The organism is Streptomyces sp. NPDC006711, assembly GCF_042869775.1.
Classification (GTDB): domain Bacteria; phylum Actinomycetota; class Actinomycetes; order Streptomycetales; family Streptomycetaceae; genus Streptomyces.
In genome coordinates this window covers 726248-747130 of record NZ_JBIAGO010000001.1, presented here as the reverse complement: position 1 = coordinate 747130, position 20883 = coordinate 726248, and the positions used below count along the sequence as shown (strand labels likewise).

General features: G+C 70.2%; 15 protein-coding genes and 1 riboswitch. Of the genes, 7 read left to right on the top strand and 8 right to left on the bottom strand.

Annotated elements, in window-relative coordinates; genetic code table 11:
- Nucleotides 1-27 precede the first annotated feature (27 nt).
- The gene (locus ACFYM2_RS03270; protein ID WP_388832855.1) at nucleotides 28-996 is read left to right on the top strand and encodes a MerR family transcriptional regulator; all 969 of its coding nucleotides are present in this window, start codon (nucleotides 28-30) and stop codon (nucleotides 994-996) included.
- Between the two features lie 408 nt (nucleotides 997-1404).
- The gene (locus ACFYM2_RS03265) at nucleotides 1405-1869 is read left to right on the top strand and encodes a hypothetical protein (RefSeq protein WP_358997884.1); all 465 of its coding nucleotides are present in this window, start codon (nucleotides 1405-1407) and stop codon (nucleotides 1867-1869) included.
- 38 nt (nucleotides 1870-1907) lie between these two features.
- Here ACFYM2_RS03265 and ACFYM2_RS03260 read toward each other — a convergent pair whose 3' ends face one another.
- Both ACFYM2_RS03260 and ACFYM2_RS03255 read right to left on the bottom strand, forming a co-directional pair.
- Complete coding sequence (locus ACFYM2_RS03260; RefSeq protein ID WP_358997881.1) at nucleotides 1908-2807, bottom strand: LLM class flavin-dependent oxidoreductase; 900 nt, start codon at nucleotides 2805-2807, stop codon at nucleotides 1908-1910.
- The gene (locus ACFYM2_RS03255) at nucleotides 2798-3682 is read right to left on the bottom strand and encodes a DUF72 domain-containing protein (protein ID WP_388832852.1); all 885 of its coding nucleotides are present in this window, start codon (nucleotides 3680-3682) and stop codon (nucleotides 2798-2800) included. The genes ACFYM2_RS03260 and ACFYM2_RS03255 overlap by 10 nt, the downstream gene beginning before the upstream one ends.
- A 191-nt stretch (nucleotides 3683-3873) precedes the next feature.
- Here ACFYM2_RS03255 and ACFYM2_RS03250 point away from each other — a divergent pair, with 191 nt between their 5' ends.
- Complete coding sequence (locus tag ACFYM2_RS03250; protein WP_358997875.1) at nucleotides 3874-4743, top strand: Cof-type HAD-IIB family hydrolase; 870 nt, start codon at nucleotides 3874-3876, stop codon at nucleotides 4741-4743.
- A gap of 150 nt (nucleotides 4744-4893) precedes the next feature.
- Here ACFYM2_RS03250 and ACFYM2_RS03245 read toward each other — a convergent pair whose 3' ends face one another.
- The 4 genes from ACFYM2_RS03245 to ACFYM2_RS03230 all read right to left on the bottom strand — a co-directional run bounded on the left by ACFYM2_RS03245 (nucleotide 4894) and on the right by ACFYM2_RS03230 (nucleotide 12807).
- Nucleotides 4894-6651 carry a GAF domain-containing protein gene (locus ACFYM2_RS03245; protein WP_358997872.1) on the bottom strand — a complete coding sequence of 586 codons (1758 nt, stop codon included), beginning with the start codon at nucleotides 6649-6651 and terminating at the stop codon, nucleotides 4894-4896.
- Between the two features lie 19 nt (nucleotides 6652-6670).
- Nucleotides 6671-10186, bottom strand: a complete 3516-nt coding sequence (gene cydD / locus ACFYM2_RS03240; RefSeq protein WP_388832849.1) for a thiol reductant ABC exporter subunit CydD — start codon at nucleotides 10184-10186, stop codon at nucleotides 6671-6673.
- A 92-nt stretch (nucleotides 10187-10278) separates the two neighbouring features.
- Nucleotides 10279-11280 (bottom strand): cytochrome d ubiquinol oxidase subunit II, encoded by a 1002-nt coding sequence (gene cydB, locus ACFYM2_RS03235; RefSeq protein ID WP_358997866.1) that lies wholly within the window; start codon nucleotides 11278-11280, stop codon nucleotides 10279-10281.
- An 18-nt stretch (nucleotides 11281-11298) separates the two neighbouring features.
- Nucleotides 11299-12807, bottom strand: a complete 1509-nt coding sequence (locus ACFYM2_RS03230) for a cytochrome ubiquinol oxidase subunit I (RefSeq protein ID WP_388832846.1) — start codon at nucleotides 12805-12807, stop codon at nucleotides 11299-11301.
- A 289-nt stretch (nucleotides 12808-13096) separates the two neighbouring features.
- Between ACFYM2_RS03230 and ACFYM2_RS03225 the strand changes: the two genes are divergently transcribed.
- The gene (locus tag ACFYM2_RS03225; protein WP_358997860.1) at nucleotides 13097-13477 is read left to right on the top strand and encodes a cyclophilin-like fold protein; all 381 of its coding nucleotides are present in this window, start codon (nucleotides 13097-13099) and stop codon (nucleotides 13475-13477) included.
- Between the two features lie 26 nt (nucleotides 13478-13503).
- On the opposite strand, the gene hisC is transcribed toward ACFYM2_RS03225, so the two are convergent.
- Nucleotides 13504-14586 (bottom strand): histidinol-phosphate transaminase, encoded by a 1083-nt coding sequence (gene hisC / locus ACFYM2_RS03220; protein WP_358997857.1) that lies wholly within the window; start codon nucleotides 14584-14586, stop codon nucleotides 13504-13506.
- A gap of 408 nt (nucleotides 14587-14994) precedes the next feature.
- Here hisC and ACFYM2_RS03215 point away from each other — a divergent pair, with 408 nt between their 5' ends.
- The 3 genes from ACFYM2_RS03215 to ACFYM2_RS03205 all read left to right on the top strand — a co-directional run bounded on the left by ACFYM2_RS03215 (nucleotide 14995) and on the right by ACFYM2_RS03205 (nucleotide 18800).
- On the top strand, nucleotides 14995-16146 hold the full coding sequence (locus ACFYM2_RS03215; protein WP_350231515.1) for a LacI family DNA-binding transcriptional regulator: 1152 nt from the start codon (nucleotides 14995-14997) through the stop codon (nucleotides 16144-16146).
- A 259-nt stretch (nucleotides 16147-16405) separates the two neighbouring features.
- Complete coding sequence (locus ACFYM2_RS03210; protein WP_388833100.1) at nucleotides 16406-17776, top strand: metallophosphoesterase; 1371 nt, start codon at nucleotides 16406-16408, stop codon at nucleotides 17774-17776.
- A gap of 184 nt (nucleotides 17777-17960) precedes the next feature.
- Entirely contained in the window at nucleotides 17961-18800 is an 840-nt protein-coding gene (locus ACFYM2_RS03205; RefSeq protein ID WP_358997853.1) for a hypothetical protein, read from the top strand.
- A gap of 106 nt (nucleotides 18801-18906) precedes the next feature.
- On the opposite strand, the gene thiC is transcribed toward ACFYM2_RS03205, so the two are convergent.
- Nucleotides 18907-20685, bottom strand: coding sequence for a phosphomethylpyrimidine synthase ThiC (gene thiC / locus ACFYM2_RS03200; RefSeq protein WP_358997852.1), 1779 nt, complete (start codon nucleotides 20683-20685; stop codon nucleotides 18907-18909).
- A riboswitch (TPP riboswitch) is annotated at nucleotides 20678-20812 on the bottom strand. (Overlaps the previous gene by 8 nt.)
- Nucleotides 20813-20883: the final 71 nt, after the last annotated feature.

The following is a 20883-nucleotide window of genomic DNA, read 5'->3' as shown; positions in this document are numbered from 1 at the left end:
TTGTCCGGGCAGTCAGCACCGCAACAGGTGGCACCGCAGGCCGCGGCGCCGGCCGAGTACCGGATCGAGGACCTGGCACACGCCAGCGGCGCCACGGTCCGTACGATCCGCGCCTACCAGGACCGGGGCCTGCTGCCCCGGCCCGAACGGCGCGGCCGCTCCAACGTCTACGGCGACACCCACCTGGCCCGGCTGCACCAGATCGCCGATCTCCTCGACCGCGGCTACACCCTGGCCTCCATCAAGGAACTCCTGGAGGCCTGGGACGCCGGGCGCGGCCTCGGCGGAGTGCTCGGCCTGGTCGCCGAGGTCAACGGCCCCTGGACCGACGAGGAGGCCGCCCGTATCTCACGCGCCGATCTCGACGAGACGTTCGGCGGCCGGCCCGACGACGACGCGGTCGCCGAAGCGGTGGAGCTGGGCATCCTGGAGCGCGTACCGGACAACGACGCCGAATTCCTCGTCCCGAGCCCCCAAGAGCTGGCCGTGGCCGCCGAGTTGCACGCCGCCGGGGTCCCGCTGGATGCCATCTCCGGGCATCTGCGCGAGCTGCGCGGCCAGGTCGAACACATCGCGGCCCGCTTCCTCGACTTCACCACGGAACATGTCTTCGCCCGGTACCTGGGCCACCGCCCTCCCAGCGACAGGGAAGCGGCGGAGGCCGCAGATCTCGTACGCCGTCTGCGCCCGCTGGCCCAGCAGACGGTGGACGCCGAACTGGCCCGCGCCATGCGCTTGTTCGCCACCCGCCACCTCCAGCAACACCTGGGCGCTCCCGCTCCCGCCCCGCCCCACCCGGACCCCGCCCCGGTGCGGCTGCCGGCAGGGACAGTCAGGGCGGTCGAGGACTTGGTCGGGCGGGACAACGTCTCCGAGTTCATCGCTGCGTCGGCCGAACGCGAGGTGCGGGCGCGGGCGTTGGACGGCTTGGCGCATCAACACCGGGCAGCGCATGCGCATCAATCGGGCAAATCGCCTAGCGAGGGCCATTGTTAAGCAAATGCCGTATCTGCTAAGGGGGTTGTCCACAGAGTGCCCAAATCGCCTGTGGATAAAGCGTTTTCACTGTGGAACAAACGCAACTCCCGCTCCCATAGCGGTGATTGTCGTCACTGTTTCGTCGAAAGGAAGGCGGGCTGTCGGCCGACGCGCTTCCCACGACTGTTCGGGACATCGTTTGCCGCACGTCTGGTCGGCGACGCGGAGCCAGGTCCACGGAGAGCTGGGAAGGCCCACCGTGCGGCTGGCACATGTGGTCGCCACCAACGACAGTGGACGCCGCAGCCATGCACCGGCGAGGACACGTCTTCCACGTCGGCGCCAACGGGGTCTGGCTGACCTCCTCCGTACCGCCCCCGTTTCTGCGGCTGTCTCGATGACCTCGCGCTTGGCATGATCGGCGTCATGACGCACCCTCATTTGCCCACCACGCAATCCGTGGTCACGGCGATTCGCGTGATCGCAGACGAATTCCGTCTCGAGGTCGAGGTCACCGACGACATCGGGGCTGACCGCACCTCTCGGCGCACGTCCGCCGGGGCGTTCGTAGTGTGCGATCCGGACGGCTCCCTGCCTCATGAGGCATACGTCGAACTCGGCGGTTCGCCGTCGGTGTCCGTGCGGGTGTATCCGGAGGACGACGCTCAAATCACTGTCGACGGCGTCCAGTTCGACGATGTGCCGCGCGAGCGCGTACCCGCCTTCCTGCGGTCCGTCTACGGCGGAATCGCCCACGTCAAGGGCCGCGTCTTCCCGCCGGGCTGGTGGCTGGTCGTGCCCCTGCCCGCCGACGAGACGTACAAGGAACTGGTCCTGCCCGGTGTGCTCACCCCGTGGATGAGCGCGCACGTCCGGGGCAGAAAGGGCTGACGCTTGTTCCCTGGTCCTGCGGGAGCCGGGCCCACGTCCTAACCGCCGAGTTGGGCCAGGCCTTCGGTGGCGATCCGCTCGAAGACCTGGGGATCGGCCGCGAAGTCGGAGTCAGGGATCGGGGTGTGCAGGACGATCTCGGTGATGCCGAGTTCGAAGTGCCGGCCCGCGAAGTCCACGAACGCGTCCAGCGATTCCAGCGGCCGCCCGGGCTGCGGGGTGAAGCCCGTGAGCAGGATCTTGTCCAGCTCGTCCGCGTCCCGCCCGATCTCGTCGCAGGCCGCGCCCAGCTTCTTGAGCTGGCCGCCGATCGCCTGGAGGGACTGCTCGGGCGTGCCGGTCTCGAAGAGTTTCGGGTCGCCCGTGGTCACCCACGCCTGCCCGTACTTGGCGGCCAGCTTCAGGCCGCGCGGCCCGGTCGCCGCCACCGCGAAGGGGATCCTGGGCCGCTGGACGCAGCCTGGGATGTTGCGCGCCTCGACCGCCGAGTAGAAGGTCCCGTCGTATGTCACCGAATCCTCGGTGAGCAACCGGTCAAGCAGCGGCACGAACTCGCCGAAACGGTCGGCCCGTTCGCGCGGGGTCCACGCCGTCTGCCCGAGGGCGGTGGCGTCGAAGCCGTTGCCGCCCGCGCCGATCCCGAGCGTGAGGCGGCCGTTCGACACGTCGTCGAGCGTGAGCAGGTCCTTCGCGAGCGTCACCGGGTGACGGAAGTTCGGCGAGGTGACCAGGGTGCCGAGCCGCATCCGCGTGGTGGCGGCAGCGGCGGCCGTGAGCGTGGGGACCGCGCCGAACCAGGGGCCGTCGCGGAAGCTCCGCCAGGACAGGTGGTCATAGGTGTACGCGGTGTGGAAGCCCAGCTCCTCGGCGCGCAGCCACGTCTCGCGGCCACCGTCGTGCCAGCGGTCGATCGGAAGAATCACAGTGCTCAGTCGCATGGCACGACCCTACGAGAGCCGAGCAGGTGCCGCATCGACTGCGCGGCGCGGACGGCGGCGTCACCACAACAGTTGTTGAAGAGTACGTGCACCTCCCGGGCCTGTTCGGCCATCGTCCGCACACGCGGCACCCACTCGGAGAGCTCTTCGGGCGTGTACGCGTGGCGGAACTTCTCCTCCTTGGTGCCAGTCCCCCAAGCGCTGTTGCGGCCGTGCAGGCGCACCAGGGCCAGCTCCGGTGTGGTGACCCGTGCGACGGGCGGCACAGAGGTGGGGAGTGTCTGGACCATGTCCACGGCCACGGCCGCCGTGTCCAGCTCCGCCAGCAGGGCACTCGTCGTGTCGGCGTGCTCCTCGCGCCACCAGCCGGGGTGGCGGAACTCCACCGCCACCGGCCAGCCCCTGGCGCGCTCACGGCACCGGCGCAGGAACTCCACGGCCGGCCTGCCCGGCGCCAGCCGGGGCGGGAACTGGAAGACCAGCGTGCCCAGCCGGCCGGCCGCCCGCAGCGGTTCGAGCGCGGAGCTGAACCGGTTCCACACCTCGTCGAGCAGGCCGGGATCGGTGCCCGTCCGCCGACGTGCAAGCGCCGACCGCAGATCGGCCGGCAGCGCTTCCGGCCGGGTGGGGTGCCCGGTGAGTAGCGAGAACGCCTTCACGTCGAACCGGAAACCCTCAGGGGTGCGGTCGGCCCACAGAGAACTGTTGCGGGTGCTGGGCAGCCCGTAGTAGGTGGAGTCCACCTCCGCCACAGGAAACTGCGCCGCGTAGTGACGCAGCCTGCCTTCGGCGTCGCGCTGTCCCTTCGGGTACCAGCCGCTGGACACCAGCGCCTTGTCCGTCCATGAGCAGGTTCCCACCCGGATCTCTCCCATCCCGCCAGCCTTCCCCGACCGCGCCGACGGATTCGTCCGGCCTGCGTGGGGCTCGGCCGCACCCCGCGCGTGCCCGGCCGGAGCGCCCCTCCCCTCCCGTACGCCCCCTCGTGCCCCGGGCGCACCGGGCGACGCTCTCATCTGCGCGCCCAGTCGCACGCCCGTGCGTCCGTGTACGGGACAATGGACCGGTGACCTCTGCTACGGATCCCGCCCCGGCCATCCGCCCCGTCCCGACCGCGCCGCGGCTCATCGCGACCGACCTGGACGGCACCCTGCTGCGCGACGACAAGTCCGTTTCGGACCGTACGGTCGCGGCCCTGGCCGCCGCCGAAGAGGCGGGCATCGAGGTCTTCTTCGTCACCGGCCGCCCGGCCCGCTGGATGGACGTCGTCAGCGCCCACGTCCATGGCCACGGCCTGGCCATCTGCGGCAACGGCGCGGCCGTGGTCGATCTGCACAGCGACAGCGACGGCCCTCGCTTCGTGAAGGTGCGGCCCGTGGAAGCGTCGGCGGCCCGCGACGTCGTCGCGCTGCTGCGGGCGGCCGTGCCGGGCACGTCCTTCGCCGTCGAGCGAACCGGTGGCTTCCACCACGAACTCGCCTATCCGCCCATGCACATGGACCCGGCCGCAAGCATCGCGCCGGCGGAGAAGCTGCTGGCCGAGGACAACGACGCCGCCGGCCAGCCGGTGCTCAAGGTGCTCGCCTTCCATCCCGAGCTGGCCCCCGACGACTTCCTCGCCCTGGCCCGCACCGCCGTGGGAGGCCGTGCCGAGATCACCCGGTCGAGCCCGACCGCGCTCCTTGAGATCAGCGGAGCGGGCGTCTCCAAGGCTTCCACCCTGGCCGTGTGCTGCGCCGAGCGCGGCATTTCCCCAGCAGAGGTGGTGGCTTTCGGCGACATGCCCAACGACATGGAGATGCTGAGCTGGGCGGGCACCTCCTACGCGATGGGCAACGCCCACCCCGATGTCCTGGCCACCGCGGCCGCGCACACCGCTGCCAACAATGAGGACGGCGTGGCGGTCGTCATCGAGCAGATCCTCAAGGCGCTCTGAAGGGCCTGGTCCACCCGGTGCGAGGCCCGGGCAGCGGGCGTTTCACGTGAAACATCTGCTGACCCGAGGGGGCGAGTGCGGCGGGAGGGTGGTTTTTCGGGGCTGTTTCACGTGAAACAGCCCCCGGCCGCTCCGCACCCCCGCTCGTCGTCAGAGCGGCGCCTCCCACAGGACGGTCGTACCGCCGCCCGCGTCGCCGATTCCGGGCCCGTAGGAACTCGATCCGCCCAGCGCCTCGGCCCGTCGCTGAAGGTTGCGCAGTCCGCTGCGGCGGCCGCCCGGTGGCATCCCGACGCCGTTGTCCGCGACGGTGAGCCGCACCCCGGGAGTGCCGTCCGGCAGTTGTGCCGTGGCATCGACGGCCACCTCGATGCGGGAGGCCTCGGCGTGCCGGAAGGCGTTCGAAAGCGCCTCGCGCAGCGCGGCGATGAGGTTCTTGCCGGTCAGTTCGCCGACCAGGGTGTCGACCGCGCCGAGGAAGCGGTGAGCCGGCTTGAAGCCGAGCGGCACGGCGGCCATGTTGATCTCCCGCAGGACGCGGGTGCGCAGTCCCGAGGGCGCTTCGGCGGGGCCCTGTTGGAGCGCGAAGATCGCGGTGCGGATCTCCTGAATGGTGACGTCGAGTTCGTCGACCGCCTGGCCGATGCCTCCCTGCACCTCGGGCACGACGGACTTGCGCTGGGCACCCTCCAGCATCATCCCGGTGGCGAAGAGCCGCTGGATGACCAGGTCGTGCAGGTCACGGGCGATGCGGTCCCGGTCTTCGTACACCGCGAGGCGTTCCCGGTCCCGCTGGGCCTCCGCCATCATCAGGGCGAGCGCGGCCTGCGAGGCGAACTGGCCGGCCAGCGTCCGTTCGACCTCGGTGAAGGGGCGCCCCCCGAGCACCCGGGGCGTGGCGAGAGCGCCTAGGACCCGGCCCCCGCTCTGGAGGGGCAGCAGCATGCTCGGCCCGTAACGCTCCGCCAGTTTGGTGATCATGCGCGGGTCGGAGGCGGCGTTCTCGACGAAGACCGCCTCACCGTCGAGCAGGGTGGAGACGACCGGGCTCTCCGGCGGGACCACCATGCCGAGGGAGACCCGCGGGTTGTCGGCCGAGACCGCGACGATCTCCAGACCGCCCTCCTCGGCGGGCAGCAGCACGATGCCCGCGTCGGCGTCGGCCAGATGGCGGGCCTGTTCGGCGACCACCTCCAGGGCGTCGTCCGCGTCGCCGCCCGAGAGCAGAGCGGTGGTGACCGCGACCGAGCCGTCGATCCACCGCTCGCGCTGGCGCGCCGCTTCGTAGAGCCGGGCATTGCCGACGGCGATCCCGGCCTCCGTGGCGAGCACCCGCACCATGTGCAGGTCGTAGTCGTTGAACTCGCCTCCACCGCGCTTCTCGGTCAGATAGAGGTTGCCGAAGATTTCGCCCTGTACGCGGATGGGAACGCCCAGGAACGTACGCATCGGGGGATGGTGCGGGGGAAGTCCGGCCGAGCGGGGATCGGCCGCGATCTCGGCGAGGCGCAGGGGTTCGGGGTGGTGTATCAGCCAGCCAAGGAGCCCCCGATGCCCATCGGGCCGGTGTCCGATCGCCCGGGCCTCCTCGTCGCTGACGCCGTACGTCACGAAGTCGGACAGGCCCCTGCCTCCCTCGTCCACCACGCCGATCGCCGCGTACCGCGCGTCGGCGAGTTCGGCCGCCGTCTGGCAGATCCGGTCGAGAGTGGAGTGCAGTTCCAGGCCTGTGCCGACCGACCGCATCGCTTCGAGGAGCTGCGGGACGCGCGCGGTCAGCTCGGTGGACAGTCCCCGCAGACTGCGGCCGGCCCGAGCCGCCACGTCGAGCGGATCATGCTCCCGGCGGTCCGGGCCGTGGACGTCCCTGTGGCCCGGCGATCTCTGCGGGTCTCGCGGCACTGGCATGCCTTGAGAGTAGTTAGTCCTATTTGGCGAGGAAAGTCGGGTACGCCGTGGCCTCCGTCTCGCGTTCACGTTCCAGCATGCGGCGCAGCGGCCCCTCGACGAGCGCCAGGTCCTCGTACGCGCCTCGCTGCACGGTCCTCCCCTCGTCGAGCACGATGACTTCGTCGACGGCGTCCAGACCCCGCAGCCGGTGGGTGATCAAGACGGTGGTGCGGCCTTCGGTGAGATCCAGCAGGTCCGCGGTGAGCGCGTCGGCGGTCGCCAGGTCCAGGTGCTCGGCGGGCTCGTCAAGGACGACCACCGGGAAATCGGCGAGCAAGGCCCTGGCCAGGGCCAGCCGCTGACGCTGGCCGCCGGAGAGCCGGGCGCCGTGTTCACCGACGAGAGTGTCGAGACCGTCGGGCAGCGCGTCCACCCAGTCCAGGAGCCGGGCCCTCGCCAGGGCGCCACGCAGTTCGTCGTCGGTCGCGTCGGTGCGGGCCAGCCGCAGGTTCTCGCGTACGGAGCTGTCGAACAGGTGCGCGTCCTGGGCACAGAGCCCGACCACGCGTCGCACGTCGTCGCTGTCGAGCCGGGCCGCGTCGCGTCCGCCGAGCTCGTACGTGCCCCGTTCGGCGTCGAGGAAGCGCAGCAGTACCTGCGCCAGAGTGGTTTTGCCCGACCCCGACGCCCCGACCACAGCCACCCGCATACCGAGGGTGAGGCGCAGCCCGAAATCGTGCAGCGCGTCCCGCTCCTGCCCCGCGTACCGGGCGCTCAGGCCACGCACCTCCAAGGGGAACGGGTCGGAGGGCGAGGTCTGAGGCGCGTCCGGCTCCCGCACCGGGGCCGGGGCGTCAAGCACTTCGTAGACCCGCTCGGCACTGCGCCGGACGCGCTGACAGGCCTGCACGGCCAACGGCAGCCCGGTCACGGCTTCGAAGGCGGCGAGCGGGAGGAGCACCACCACGGCGAGCAGCACCCCGTCCAGGCGGCCGTCCGCGACCGCGCGCACGCCGGCCAGGGCGGCGCCCGCCACGGTGAGACCGCAGACCAGCGCGGACAGTCCGCCGCCGAGCGCGGTGGCGGCAGCGCCTCGCGACGCGATCCGGGTCAGCACCGAGTCGGCGTCCTTCACCTCGGTGAGACGGCGATCGACGGCGCCGGCCACGGTCAGCTCACCGGTTCCGGTGAGCAGATCGGCCACCCGGGTGGCGAGCGCGCCGCGAGCCGGAGCGAGCTGCCGCTCGGCCCGCCGGGCCAGCGCCCCACTGACGCATGGAACCAGGACCCCCGCGACGAGGAGCCCCATCGCGAGCACGGCTCCGGCCTCGGGCAGCAGCCAGGCGGTGAATCCGGCGCTCAGGACCGATACGACGACGGCGACCCCGGCCGGGAGCGCCCAGCGCAGCCAATAGTCCTGGAGTTCGTCCACATCCGAGACCAGACGCGAGAGCAGGTCTCCGCGGCGGGTCTCGCGCAGCCCGGCCGGTGCGATCCGCTCAAGGCGCCGGTACACCGCGACCCGCAGCTCGGCGAGCATCCGAAGGACGGCGTCGTGCGAGACAAGGCGCTCGGCGTAGCGGAACACGGCCCGCCCGATGCCGAAGGCGCGGGTCGAGGTGACGGCGACCATCAGGTAGAGCACCGGCGGCTGTTGCGCGGCACGCGAGATGAGCCAGCCGGACGTGGCCATGAGGCCGACGGCTGAACCGAGGGCCAGCGCGCCGAGGAGCAGCGCGAGCGCGATGCGACCGCGCAGTCCCCGCGCCGCGGCGCGCACCCGGGCCAGCGGGTCGCGGCCGGCCGCGTCACTCGTCCCTGACGCGTCCGGGACGAAGGCATCAACGTCCGCCGGTCGCACCGGAGTTGAGGCCGGGTCTGATGTCTCCCGCACGGGGACGCGCGACGGCGCCTCGCCGGGCCGCAGCCCCACCACGCGGTCCGCGACGGCGAGCAGCGCGGGCCGGTGCACGACGAGCAGGACCGTGCGGCCCACCGCGAGCCTGCGTACCGCCTCGACGATGCCGGCCTCCGTCTCGCCGTCCAGCGCCGCCGTGGGCTCGTCGAGCAGCAGCACCGGCCGGTCGGCCAGAAAGGCCCGGGCCAGAGCGAGGCGCTGGCGTTGTCCGGCAGAGAGCCCCGCGCCTTGCTCGCCCAGGACGGTGGCCACGCCCTCCGGCAGCGCGGCCACGAAGTCGTAGGCCCCCGCGTCGCGCAGGGCGTCGAGCACGGCCGCGTCGTCGGCGCCGGGCCGGGCCAGGCGGACGTTGTCGGCGATCGTCCCCGCGAACAGGTGCGGCCGCTGCGGTACCCAGGCGACGCGCTCACGCCAGTTGGCCAAGGACACTGTCGCGAGGTCCGTACCGGACACGAGGATCCGGCCGCCTTCCCGAGGTGCCACGAAACCGAGCACGGCGTGGAGGAGCGTCGACTTGCCGACGCCGCTCGGCCCGGTCAGGGCCACTGTCTCGCCGGGCTCGACCACCAGGGAGGCGTCCGCGAGGGAGGGCTCCGTTCGTCCGGGATGGCGCACGGTCACGGCGTCCACCACGATGCGGACCGGACCCTCCGGCACCGTGGCACTGCCGCCCTTCGGCAGCGGAGTCTCCAGAACCTCGAAGATCTCCTCGGCGGCCGAAAGCCCCTCCGCCGCCGCGTGGTACTGCGCCCCGACTTGTCGCAGCGGCAGATAGGCCTCCGGGGCCAGGATCAGAATCGTCAGACCAGTGGAGAGATCGAGGTCGCCGTGGACCAGGCGCATGCCGATGCCGACCGCTACCAGCGCCACCGAGATCGTCGCGAGCAGTTCCAGGGCAAAGGACGAGATGAAGGCGATCCGCAGCGTCTTCAGGGTCGCCCTGCGGTAGTCGGAGGTGATCGTCCTGATGGACTCGGCCTGCGCCTTGGCCCGGCCGAAGACCTTGAGCGTCGGCAGTCCGGCGACCACGTCGAGGAAGTGCCCCGACAGGCGCGACAGCAGCCGCCACTGCCGGTCCATCTGCGACTGGGTCGCCCAGCCGATCAGCATCATGAACAGTGGGATGAGCGGAAGGGTGATCACGATCGTCGCGGCGGACACCCAGTCCTCGGTGACGATCCGCGCGAGTACCGCCACCGGGACGACCACAGCCAGACCCAGTTGCGGCAGATAGCGGGCGAAGTAGTCGTCGAGGGCGTCCACCCCTCGCGTGGCCAGCGCGACGAGTGAACCCGTGCGCTGTCCGCCCAGCCATTCAGGGCCGAGCCCCGCCGCGCGCTCCAGGAGCCGGCCACGCAGTTCCGATTTGACCGCGGCGCTCGCCCGGTGGGCGGCCAGCTCCGTCAGCCAGGAGACCAGACCCCTTCCGACCGCGACCGCCGCGAGGAGCAGTAGCGACGTCCTCAGGCCGGCCACGGTATGGCCGTGCTGGAACGCCCCTACGACGACATTCGCGATGAGCATCGCCTGGGCGACGATCAGCCCGGCACCGACCAGGCCGAGCGCCACCACGGCGGCGAGGAAAACGCGCGTGGCGCGGGCGTACCGGAGCAGACGCGGGTCGATCGGTTTCACATGAAACATCCCCCAACGGGAAGGGTTCAGAGTCGGCCCGGAGGGCGTGTTTCACGTGAAACACGCCCCACCGAACCGTGGGACCACAGAGGTCAGTGCGTTTCGGCGATGTTCTTGGTGCCGATCCGCTTGCGGAAGACCCAGTAGGTCCAGCCCTGGTAGAGCAGTACGAGCGGAGTCGCGACCCCGGCGCACCACGTCATGATCTTCAAGGTGTACGGACTGGACGAGGCATTGGAGACCGTGAGGTTCCAGGCGCCGTTCAGTGAGGACGGCATGACGTTCGGGAAGAGTGCCAGGAAGAGCATCGCCACCGAGGCGGCGATCGTGATGCCCGACAGCGCGAACGACCAGCCCTCGCGCCCGGCCTTGATGGCCACGATCGCCCCGACCAGCGCGAGCACGGCCACGACCATCGCGACCAGGCTCTTGGTGTCACCACGCGAGGCCTGGGTCCAGACCAGGAAGCCGAGCGCGAGCACGGCCGCCACCAGACCCAGCTTGAGCGCCAGCGCCCGGGCCCGTTCGCGGATGCCGCCCAGCGTCTTGAGCGAGGCGAACACCGCGCCGTGGAAGGTGAACAGGGAGAGTGTGACCAGTCCGCCCAGGAGCGCGAACGGATTGAGCAGATCCCAGAAGCCGCCGACGTACTCCATGTGCGCGTCGATCTTGACCCCTCGCACGATATTGGCGAAGGCCACGCCCCAGAGGAACGCCGGGATGAGCGAGGTCCAGAAAATGGCCTGCTCCCAGTTGCGCTGCCACGACTCCTCGGGTCGCTTGGCGCGGTACTCGAAGGCGACACCCCGGACGATCAAGCAGACCAGGATGATCAGCAGCGGCAGGTAGAAGCCGGAGAAGAGCGTCGCGTACCACTCGGGGAAGGCGGCGAACGTCGCGCCGCCGGCCGTGAGCAGCCACACCTCGTTGCCGTCCCACACCGGCCCGATGGTGTTGATCAAAACGCGCTTCTCGGTGCGGTCCCGGGCCAGCAGCTTCGTCAGGATGCCGATCCCGAAGTCGAATCCCTCCAGGAAGAAGTAGCCGGTCCACAGGACGGCGATGAGTACGAACCAGACGTCGTGGAGTTCCATGCCTCGATCTCCTCAGCCTCAGTACGAGAAGGCCATCGGCCGGTCGGGGTCGCGGTCGTCCCCGCCGATCTTGGTGGGCGGGTTGAGGTCGTCCTCGGTGAGTTCGGGCGGTCCGGTCTTGACGTACTTGACGAGCAGCTTGACCTCGACCACCGCGAGCACGGCGTACAGCAGGGTGAAGACGATCATCGAGGTGAGCACTTCGCCCTGCGAGACGCTGGGGGAGACCGCGTCCCGGGTGCGCAGCACGCCGTACACGACCCAGGGCTGGCGACCCATCTCGGTGAAGATCCAGCCCCACGAGTTGGCGATCAGCGGGAAGCCGAGCGTCCAGACCGCGGCGAACCAGTACCACTTGGTCCAACGGGCGCCGAGCGCCTTGCTCTTGAAGAGCACCAGATGCGGCACCTCGTCCTCACCGGTCCTCATCGCCGGCGCCAGCATGAACTTCTTGCGGGTCAGCCAGAGCCCGACGAGTCCGATGGCGAAGGACGTCATACCGAAGCCGATCATCCAGCGGAAGCCCCAGAAGGTGACCGGGATGTTGGGCCGGTAGTCGCCGGGCCCGAACTTCTGCTGCTCGGCCTTGTTCACGTCGTTGATGCCCGGCACGTAGGACGAGAAGTTGTTGTCGGCGAGGAAGGACAGGACTCCCGGCACCGATATCTCGACATCGTTGTGGCCCTTGGCCACGTCACCGACGGCGAAGATCGAGAACGGCGCGGGCTGTTCGCCGTCCCACAGGGCCTCGGCGGCGGCCATCTTCATGGGCTGCTGCTTGAACATGACCTTGCCGAGCGAGTCACCGCTGACGGCCGTGAGCAGTCCCCCGATCACCAGCGTGATCAGGCCGAGCCGCAGCGAGGTGCGCATCACGGGGATGTGCTTCTTGCGGCGCAGATGAATGGCGGCCACGCCGACCATGAAGGCGCCGCCGGTGAGGAACGCGGCGGTCAGCGTGTGGAAGGCGACGACCAGGGTGGTGTCCTGGGTCAGGACCTTCCAGAAGTCGGTGAGCTCCGCGCGGCCGGTGGCCTTGTTGAGCTTGAAGCCGACCGGGTGCTGCATCCAGGAGTTGGCCGCCAGGATGAAGTAGGCGGACAGGATGGTGCCGAGGGAGACCATCCAGATGCAGGCGCAGTGGATCTTCTTCGGCAGCTTGTCCCAGCCGAAGATCCACAGCCCGATGAAAGTGGACTCGAAGAAGAAGGCGATGAGCGCTTCGAAGGCGAGCGGCGCACCGAAGATGTCGCCGACGAACCTCGAGTAGTCCGACCAGTTCATGCCGAACTGGAATTCCTGGACGATGCCCGTGACCACACCCATCGCGATGTTGATCAGGAAGAGCTTGCCCCAGAACTTGGTCGCCTTGAGGTACTTCTCCTTGCCGGTCCGCACCCAGGCGGTCTCCAGGCCGGCCACGAGGGCGGCGAGGGAGATCGTCAAGGGAACGAAGAGGAAGTGGTAGACGGTGGTGATGCCGAACTGCCATCGCGCCAGAGTCTCCGGCGCCAGAGCCAGGTCCACGTCGGCACTCTCCTTACATCGCCGTGGTCACAGCCGCAGGCTTGCCCCTTTAATCCGCCCGATCACGGGAGGAAGCGGGACACGCTTGTGAACGCGTTCACATTCACAAGCATTATGTCGTACTGGCGGTCGACCGTTCAAAGGGGGGTCCCCTCCGAAAGCCGAGGGGCCCTCTCCGGTAGCCCAGGGGCCTCCTACGGAAGCAGCCCAAGGCCGGGTGCCCTTGGGAAGGCGGCGGGCGTGGACACCCCCTTCCCAAGGTCTTCAACATCTTGTTGAATTCGGCGCCATGGAGAACCAACTGCGCATACGCATCTCATGGCCCGCGGGCAGCCTCACCGCGACGCTCGAAAAAACCCCCACCAGCACGGCGCTGGCAGGGGCACTTCCGATCACGTCCACCGCCCACACCTGGGGCGAGGAGGTCTATTTCGACACCCCCGTCTCCCCGGCCAGGGAGGCGGGCGCGCGGCAGGTGGTGGAGCCGGGCACGGTGGCGTTCTGGACGGACGGCGACGCGCTCGCGCTGCCGTACGGCCCCACCCCCATCTCGCGCGGTGACGAATGCCGGCTGGCGAGCCCGTGCAACGTACTCGGCCGGATCGACGGCGACCCCCGGCTGCTCGCCACGGTCCGCTCCGGCGACCCGATCCGGGTCGACGCCCTCTGAGACCCGAGGGGCCGCCCAGAAACGCGTCAGGCCTGCTTGCGGAAGCCTTCGGCGACCTTGAGGAAGAGGTCGTTGGCCTCGCTCTCGCCGATCGTGACGCGTACGCCCTCGCCCGCGAACGGCCGCACCACGACGCCCGCCGCCTCGCACGCCGCGGCGAAGTCCATGGTGCGCTCCCCCAGGCGCAGCCAGACGAAGTTCGCCTGCGTCTCGGGCACCGTCCAGCCCTGCTGCACCAGGCCCTCGTACACCCGGTCCCGCTCGCACACCAACGAGCCGACGCGGCCCATCAGTTCGTCCTCGGCGCGCAGGGAGGCAACCGCCGCGTCCTGGGCGAGCTGGCTGACGCCGAAGGGCACGGCCGTCTTGCGCAGCGCGGCGGCGACCGGCTCGTGGGCCACCGCGAAACCGACCCGGAGGCCGGCGAGCCCGTACGCCTTGGAGAAGGTGCGCAGGACGGCCACGTTCGGGCGGTCCCGGTAGATCTCGAGGCCGTCCGGCACCTCGGTGTCGCGGATGAACTCCCGGTAGGCCTCGTCGAGGACCACGAGGACGTCGGAGGGCACCCGGTCGAGGAACCGTTCCAGCTCGGCCCGGCGCACCACGGTGCCCGTCGGGTTGTTCGGGTTGCAGACGAAGATCAGCCGGGTCCGGTCGGTGACCGCGTCCGCCATCGCGTCGAGGTCGTGCACGTCGCCCGGGGTGAGCGGCACCCGCACGGACGTCGCTCCACTGATCTGGGTGATGATCGGGTAGGCCTCGAAGGAGCGCCAGGCGTACATGACCTCGTCACCGGGGCCCGACGTGGACTGGATCAGCGACTGGGCCACCCCCACCGAGCCCGTGCCGGTGGCCAGGTGCGCGTGCGGGACCCCGAAGCGCTCCGCCAGCTCGTCCATCAGCGCGGTGCACGCCATGTCGGGGTAGCGGTTGAAGTTCCCGGCGGCCGCGAGGGCGCTCTCCAGCACACCGGGCAGCGGCGGGTAGGGGTTCTCGTTCGAGGACAGCTTGTAGGCGACCGGCCCCTCGGACGCCGCGGCGGGCTTGCCCGGCTTGTAGGTGGGGATGCCGTCCAGCTCGGCGCGCAGCTTGGGGCTCGTCTCGCTCACCGCAGGTCCTCCTCGACCGTCGCGTACAGATGCTGTGCACGCCGCCGCGGACAGCTCCGTACACATCCAATGCTTCTCACCTTATGAGGATTCGGGCCGCCTGCGAATAGCGGACGGGAACCGGTTCCGGGCGGGCGCACAGGCCGGGGGGAGCGCTCCTGCGTCTGCCGCACGCCGGTGGCACGCGCCGTGGCGCGCATCACCCGTGAAGGTGAGTTGAGACCTCTTCGATACATCGGACAGTTGGCAGCCGCCCACGGGTCGATGAGGGCCACCAGGACACGGAATCGCCCAACTCCCTTGCATAGCAAGGTCATTGACGGCTTTCGATCATGCAGAAACGTGCCTGTCAACGCGTGCATATGCACCCGGGCCAACCGCCCGTCATCGCCCTACTATCGGCTCGCCATGACAGCAGCAGGGAAGCACCAGGTGAGCCGGTCGACCGGTCGCCGGCTGGGGCGGGCGGGCATTCGGGACGTGGCCGCCGCAGCCGGTGTCTCCATCACGACCGTCTCCGACGCGCTCAACGGCAAGGGCCGGCTCCCCGACGCCACCCGCCGCCACGTCCGCGAGGTCGCAGACCGGCTGGGCTACCGCCCATCCGCAGCGGCCCGCACGCTCCGTACCGGCAAGTCCGGCCTCATCGGCCTGACCGTGACGACCTACGGGGATGAACCTTTCACCTTCACCGAATTCGCCTACTTCGCCGAAATGGCGAGAGCCGCCACCTCCGCCGCGCTGGCCCGCGGCTACGCCCTCGTCATCCTTCCCGCCACCTCACGCCGCAGCCCGGCGGACGTCTGGTCGAACGTCGCCCTCGACGGCACCGTCGTCATCGACCCCTCCGACCAGGACCCCGTGGTCACCGAACTCGTACGCCAGGGCCTTCCCGTCGTCTCCGACGGCCGCCCGGCGGGCACCCTGCCCGTCACGGCCTGGGTGGACAACGACCACGAGGCCGCCGTACTCGACCTGCTCGACCACCTCGCCGCCGCCGGCGCCCGCCGCATCGGCCTCCTCACCGGCACCACCACCGACACCTACACCCGGTTGTCCACCGAGGCCTATCTGACCTGGTGCGGACGGGTCGGCCAGGATCCGGTGTACGAGTCCTATCCGGCCCACGACCCCTGTGCGGGCGCCGTCGCAGCCGACCGGCTGCTCGCCCGCCCGGACCGGCCGGACGCCGTCTACGGACTCTTCGACCCCAACGGCACCGACCTGCTCGCGGCCGCACGGCGCTACGGGCTGCGCGTACCGGAGGACCTGCTCCTCGTGTGCTGCAGCGAATCCACCGTGTACGCCAGCACCGAACCGCCCATCACCACCCTCTCGCTCAAGCCCAGGCGCATCGGCACAGCCGTCGTCCAGCTCCTGATCGACGCGATCGAAGGAATCGACAACGGTCATCCGATCGAGCAGGTGATACCGACCGAACTGATCGTGCGGACCTCCTCCCAGCGCCGTCCGCCGCGCACCACGGTCAGCCCGCCCCGCTCCCCGGCGAAGGGCCAGCCGGGCCAGCAGGGCCAGTCGGGTCAGCCCGGACAGAACTGACCGGCCGTCCGGCCGGGCGACGACCCCCGGCCGGACGGCGCGGCATCCGCAGTCCTGGGAACGGCAGGAATCAGCCTGTCTCGGACCGCCACATTAGGGACATAACCACCCGCGAACCCCGCTCGCACCCGGATTGACCACCCCTGGTGCGTCACACAGCATGAGGCGCATTCCTATGATGGGCGCACGACACCACGGATCCCCGCCCGACCTGGCGGCTCCCACGGTGTACGGCGGCGCGACGGTGGTGGAGGGGTCGATGACTCAGGGGGCCGGTCAGGGACCCGTGCGGACGGAGACGTTGCGTGACTTCCGGGTGCCGCCGTACGCGCAACAGGCCCCCGTGCCACCACCGGAGGAACCGCCCGCGTATCCGGAGCCGATGACGCCGGAACTCCGCGTGGAGCGGGCGGCCCCGGAGCGCCATGAGGAGCCGGCGGCCCCGGAGTTCCCCCAGGGGCCGGCCGCCCCGGAAGCACGCCACGAGTCGGCGGCGGCGGGTTTCCAGCGGGGTGCGGCGGATCCGGAAGCGCGCAGTCAGCCGATGGCCTCCGAGCCCTGCTTCGGGCCGGTGGACCCGGAAGCACGCCACGAGCCGGCGGCCCCGGAGTTCCAGCAGGAGCCCCCGGCCGCCCACCCGCAGGCCTCCGCGCCCCTCACGCCGCCTCCGACGCCCGGCACGGCCACCTCTTCCGGTGACGAGCCGCCCGAGGGCTACACGCCGACCGCACGCGACCTGCCGGTGATCACTCGGGGGGACACCCTCCAAGTGCCGCTGGCCGAGCCGGACCCCGCGTCGGCGCCCAGCGGACCCGGCCCGCTGTACGTCGTCGGCGACGTCCACGGCTACCTGGACGAACTCATGGCCGCCCTGCGCGAGCAGGGCCTCATCGACGAGTCGGGCAGCTGGGCCGCCGGCACCGCGCGCCTGTGGTTCCTCGGTGACTTCACCGACCGGGGCCCCGACGGCATCGGCGTCATCGACCTGGTCATGCGGCTCTCGGCCGAGGCCGCGGCCGCCGGTGGCTACTGCAAGGCGCTCATGGGCAACCACGAGCTGCTGCTCATCGGCGCCAAGCGGTTCGCCGACACCCCGGTCAACTCCGGCGCCGGCACGGCCACCTTCCAGGCCGCCTGGCTGCTCAACGGCGGCCAGAAGGCCGACATGGACCGGCTCCAGGACGTCCACCTTCAGTGGATGTCCCGTCTCGACGCGATCGAGCAGGAGGACGACCACCTGCTCATGCACTCGGACACCACCGCCTATCTGGAGTACGGCGAATCCATCGAGGCGGTCAACGACACCATCCACGCGATCTTGACCCGTAACGACGCCGACGAGTGCTGGGACCTGTTCCGCAAGCTCACCAAGCGGTTCGCGTTCCGCGACGGCGCCGGCTCCCAGGCCGCGCGTGAGCTGCTTGCGGCCTATGGTGGCCGGCGCGTGGTGCACGGCCACAGCCCGATCCCGTATCTGCTGGGCGAGGTCGGCACCGAGGACGGCGAAGAGGACTCGCGCCCGGTGGTCGAGGGTCCGCACCTGTACGCCGACGGACTCGCCCTCGCGATGGACGGCGGCGTGACCATGGCCGGAAAGCTGCTGGTCCAGCAACTCCCGCTGGGTGACTGAGGCATGAGGGAGAGGTGACCGGGAAGGCGTTCCGCAAAGCGCCGGGTATGCCATTTCCGGAAACACCCTGTCACCTCGTGCCGTAGCGGCTCTACCATCGGGTTATCCGCAGCAGGCTCTCCTCCGTTTCCGCCCAACTGCCCGTTCACCAGGCGGGCTTCCCGGCCCTACGGAGCATCGGGGGATGCACATGAACAGCGCTCCGCACCTGCTTCCCGAGGACCGCCAGGAGTTCGAGCGGATCCTCGACGAGGCGCTGCGCACCGCGCACGAACGGCCCGAGCTGTCCAGCATCGGCGAGCGTCTGAACGCGGTGCAGCTGCGCACCATGGTGCTCGCGGCCGGATCCTTCATCACCGAGCGCGCCGCGCCCGAGTACGAGAACTATGTCGAGGCGCGCGTGGCGCTGCGGCCGCCCGGCACCACGCCGGACACCGCCCTTGTGACCTCCGACGGCACCTCACTCGAACCCTCGGGCGCGGGCGTCGGCGCCGTCGTCACCGTGCTGGCACCGGTGCTCGCCGGAACGGCCGCGGTGATATTCCTGCTGGTCGGCTACATCCTGAAGATGCTCAATCCGGTCCCGGCCTTCGCGGACACCATGCTGACGGCCGGCTGGTTCTTCGGCGCGCTGACGGCCGCCGCGATCCTCGCCGCCGCCGTCGGGCTGCTGATCACCGCGGTGCGCAACGGCGCGACGCAGGTGGTGGCGGTCGACGAGGCGAGCGAGGCGGACGCGCCCGACGAGCGCACTCAGGAGCTCTCCCGCGCCCGCGAGGCCTGGCGCCACGCTCTCCTGGAGCGCGGGATCTACCCGTTCCTGCGGGACGCGCTCGCCGACCCGAGCGTCGACCCCGGCGCGCCGGAGCCCCGCCGCCCGATCGGCCGGATCCCGTCCCTCGGCTACGACCGCCCCGGCTTCGGCAGCCCCGACGAGGGCGCCTCCCCCGCCAGCCACCCCAGCTTCACCAGCCCGGACTTCACCAGCCCCGACTTCGGCGGCCCGGAACACCAGCCGGACTGACCGGGACCGGGGAGCAGGCGTTCCGGGGGCCTGCCGGCCCCGAGCGGCGAGCGTGCCGCTGCTCCGGGGGACCTGAACCCCTGGAGCAGCGCGAACGCCCCACGCCTCAGTCGGCGATCGGCAGATAGACCCGGTTCCCCGCGTCCGCGAACTCCTTGGACTTCTCCGCCATCCCGGCCTCGATCTCGTGCGACTTCAGGTCGCCGCCGTGCTCACGCCTGATGTCCTGCGAGATCTTCATCGAGCAGAACTTCGGACCGCACATCGAGCAGAAGTGCGCGGTCTTGGCCGGCTCGGCGGGCAGCGTCTCGTCGTGGAACTCCCGGGCCGTGACCGGGTCGAGGGCCAGGTTGAACTGGTCCTCCCAGCGGAACTCGAACCGGGCGTCCGAGAGCGCGTCGTCCCACTCCTGGGCGCCCGGGTGCCCCTTGGCCAGGTCCGCCGCGTGCGCGGCGATCTTGTACGTGATGACGCCGGTCTTCACGTCGTCACGGTTGGGCAGGCCAAGGTGCTCCTTGGGCGTGACGTAGCAGAGCATCGCGGTGCCCCACCAGGCGATCATCGCCGCGCCGATACCGGAGGTGATGTGGTCGTAGGCGGGCGCCACATCGGTGGTCAGCGGCCCCAGGGTGTAGAACGGGGCCTCTTCGCAGATCTCCTGCTGGAGGTCGATGTTCTCCTTGATCTTGTGCATCGGGACGTGCCCCGGGCCCTCGATCATCGTCTGTACGTTGTGACGCTTGGCGATCGTGTTGAGTTCCCCGAGCGTGCGGAGCTCCGCGAACTGCGCCTCGTCGTTGGCGTCCGCGATGGAGCCCGGCCGCAGGCCGTCACCCAGCGAGTACGTCACGTCGTACGAGGCGAGGATGTCGCACAGCTCCTCGAAGTTCTCGTACAGGAACGACTCCTTGTGGTGCGCCAGGCACCAGGCCGCCATGATCGACCCGCCGCGCGAGACGATGCCGGTCTTTCGGCGGGCGGTCAGCGGAACGTAGCGCAGCAGCACGCCCGCGTGGACCGTCATGTAGTCGACGCCCTGCTCGGCCTGCTCGATGACCGTGTCCTTGTAGATCTCCCAGGTCAGGTCCTCGGCACGGCCGTCGACCTTCTCCAGCGCCTGGTACAGCGGCACCGTGCCAATGGGCACGGGCGAGTTGCGCAGCACCCACTCGCGAGTGGTGTGGATGTTGCGGCCCGTGGAGAGGTCCATGACCGTGTCCGCGCCCCATTGCGTGGCCCAGGTCATCTTGTCGACCTCTTCCTCAATGGAGGAGGTGACCGCGGAGTTCCCGATGTTGGCGTTGACTTTCACCAGGAACCGCTTGCCGATGATCATCGGCTCGATCTCGGGGTGGTTGATGTTCGCGGGCAGCACGGCGCGGCCCGCCGCGATCTCCTCGCGTACGACCTCGGGGGAGACGTTCTCGCGGATCGCGACGTACTCCATCTCCGGGGTGATCTCGCCGCGCCGGGCGTACGCGAGCTGGCTGACGGCCTGGCCGCCACGGCCGCGGCGGGGCTGGCGCGGGCGCCCGGGGAAGACCGCGTCGAGGTTCTTCAGGCCCCCGCGCGGCGAGGTGTGCTTGATGCCGTCGTCCTCGGGACGGACCGGGCGCCCCGCGTACTCCTCGGTGTCGCCACGCCCGATGATCCAGTTCTCCCGGAGCGGTGCGAGGCCTCGGCGGACGTCGGTCTCGACGTCCGGATCGGTGTACGGACCGGACGTGTCGTACAGCGTTACGGCCTTGCCGTTGGTGAGGTGCACCTGACGGACCGGCACCTTGAGGTCGGGGCGCGACCCCTCGATGTACCCCTTGTGCCAGCCGATGGACTTCCCGCTCTCCTCAGTGCTGGAGGCAGGCGTGCGTGCGTCCTGAACGGTCATGAGACCTACTCCCTACGCCGGCATTACCCGGTAACAGGTTCGGCGGTCGGCGCAGCCTCTTCCGTACGGTTCGTACGGCTTTCAGCGCCCTCTCAGCCCGGTGCTCCGAGCTCCCGCGTGTGCAAAGGTGTCACCACGCTAGCGCCCGCACTGGCGCGCTGAACAGAGGGCCCCCTCCGTTCTTGCGATGATCGGGCG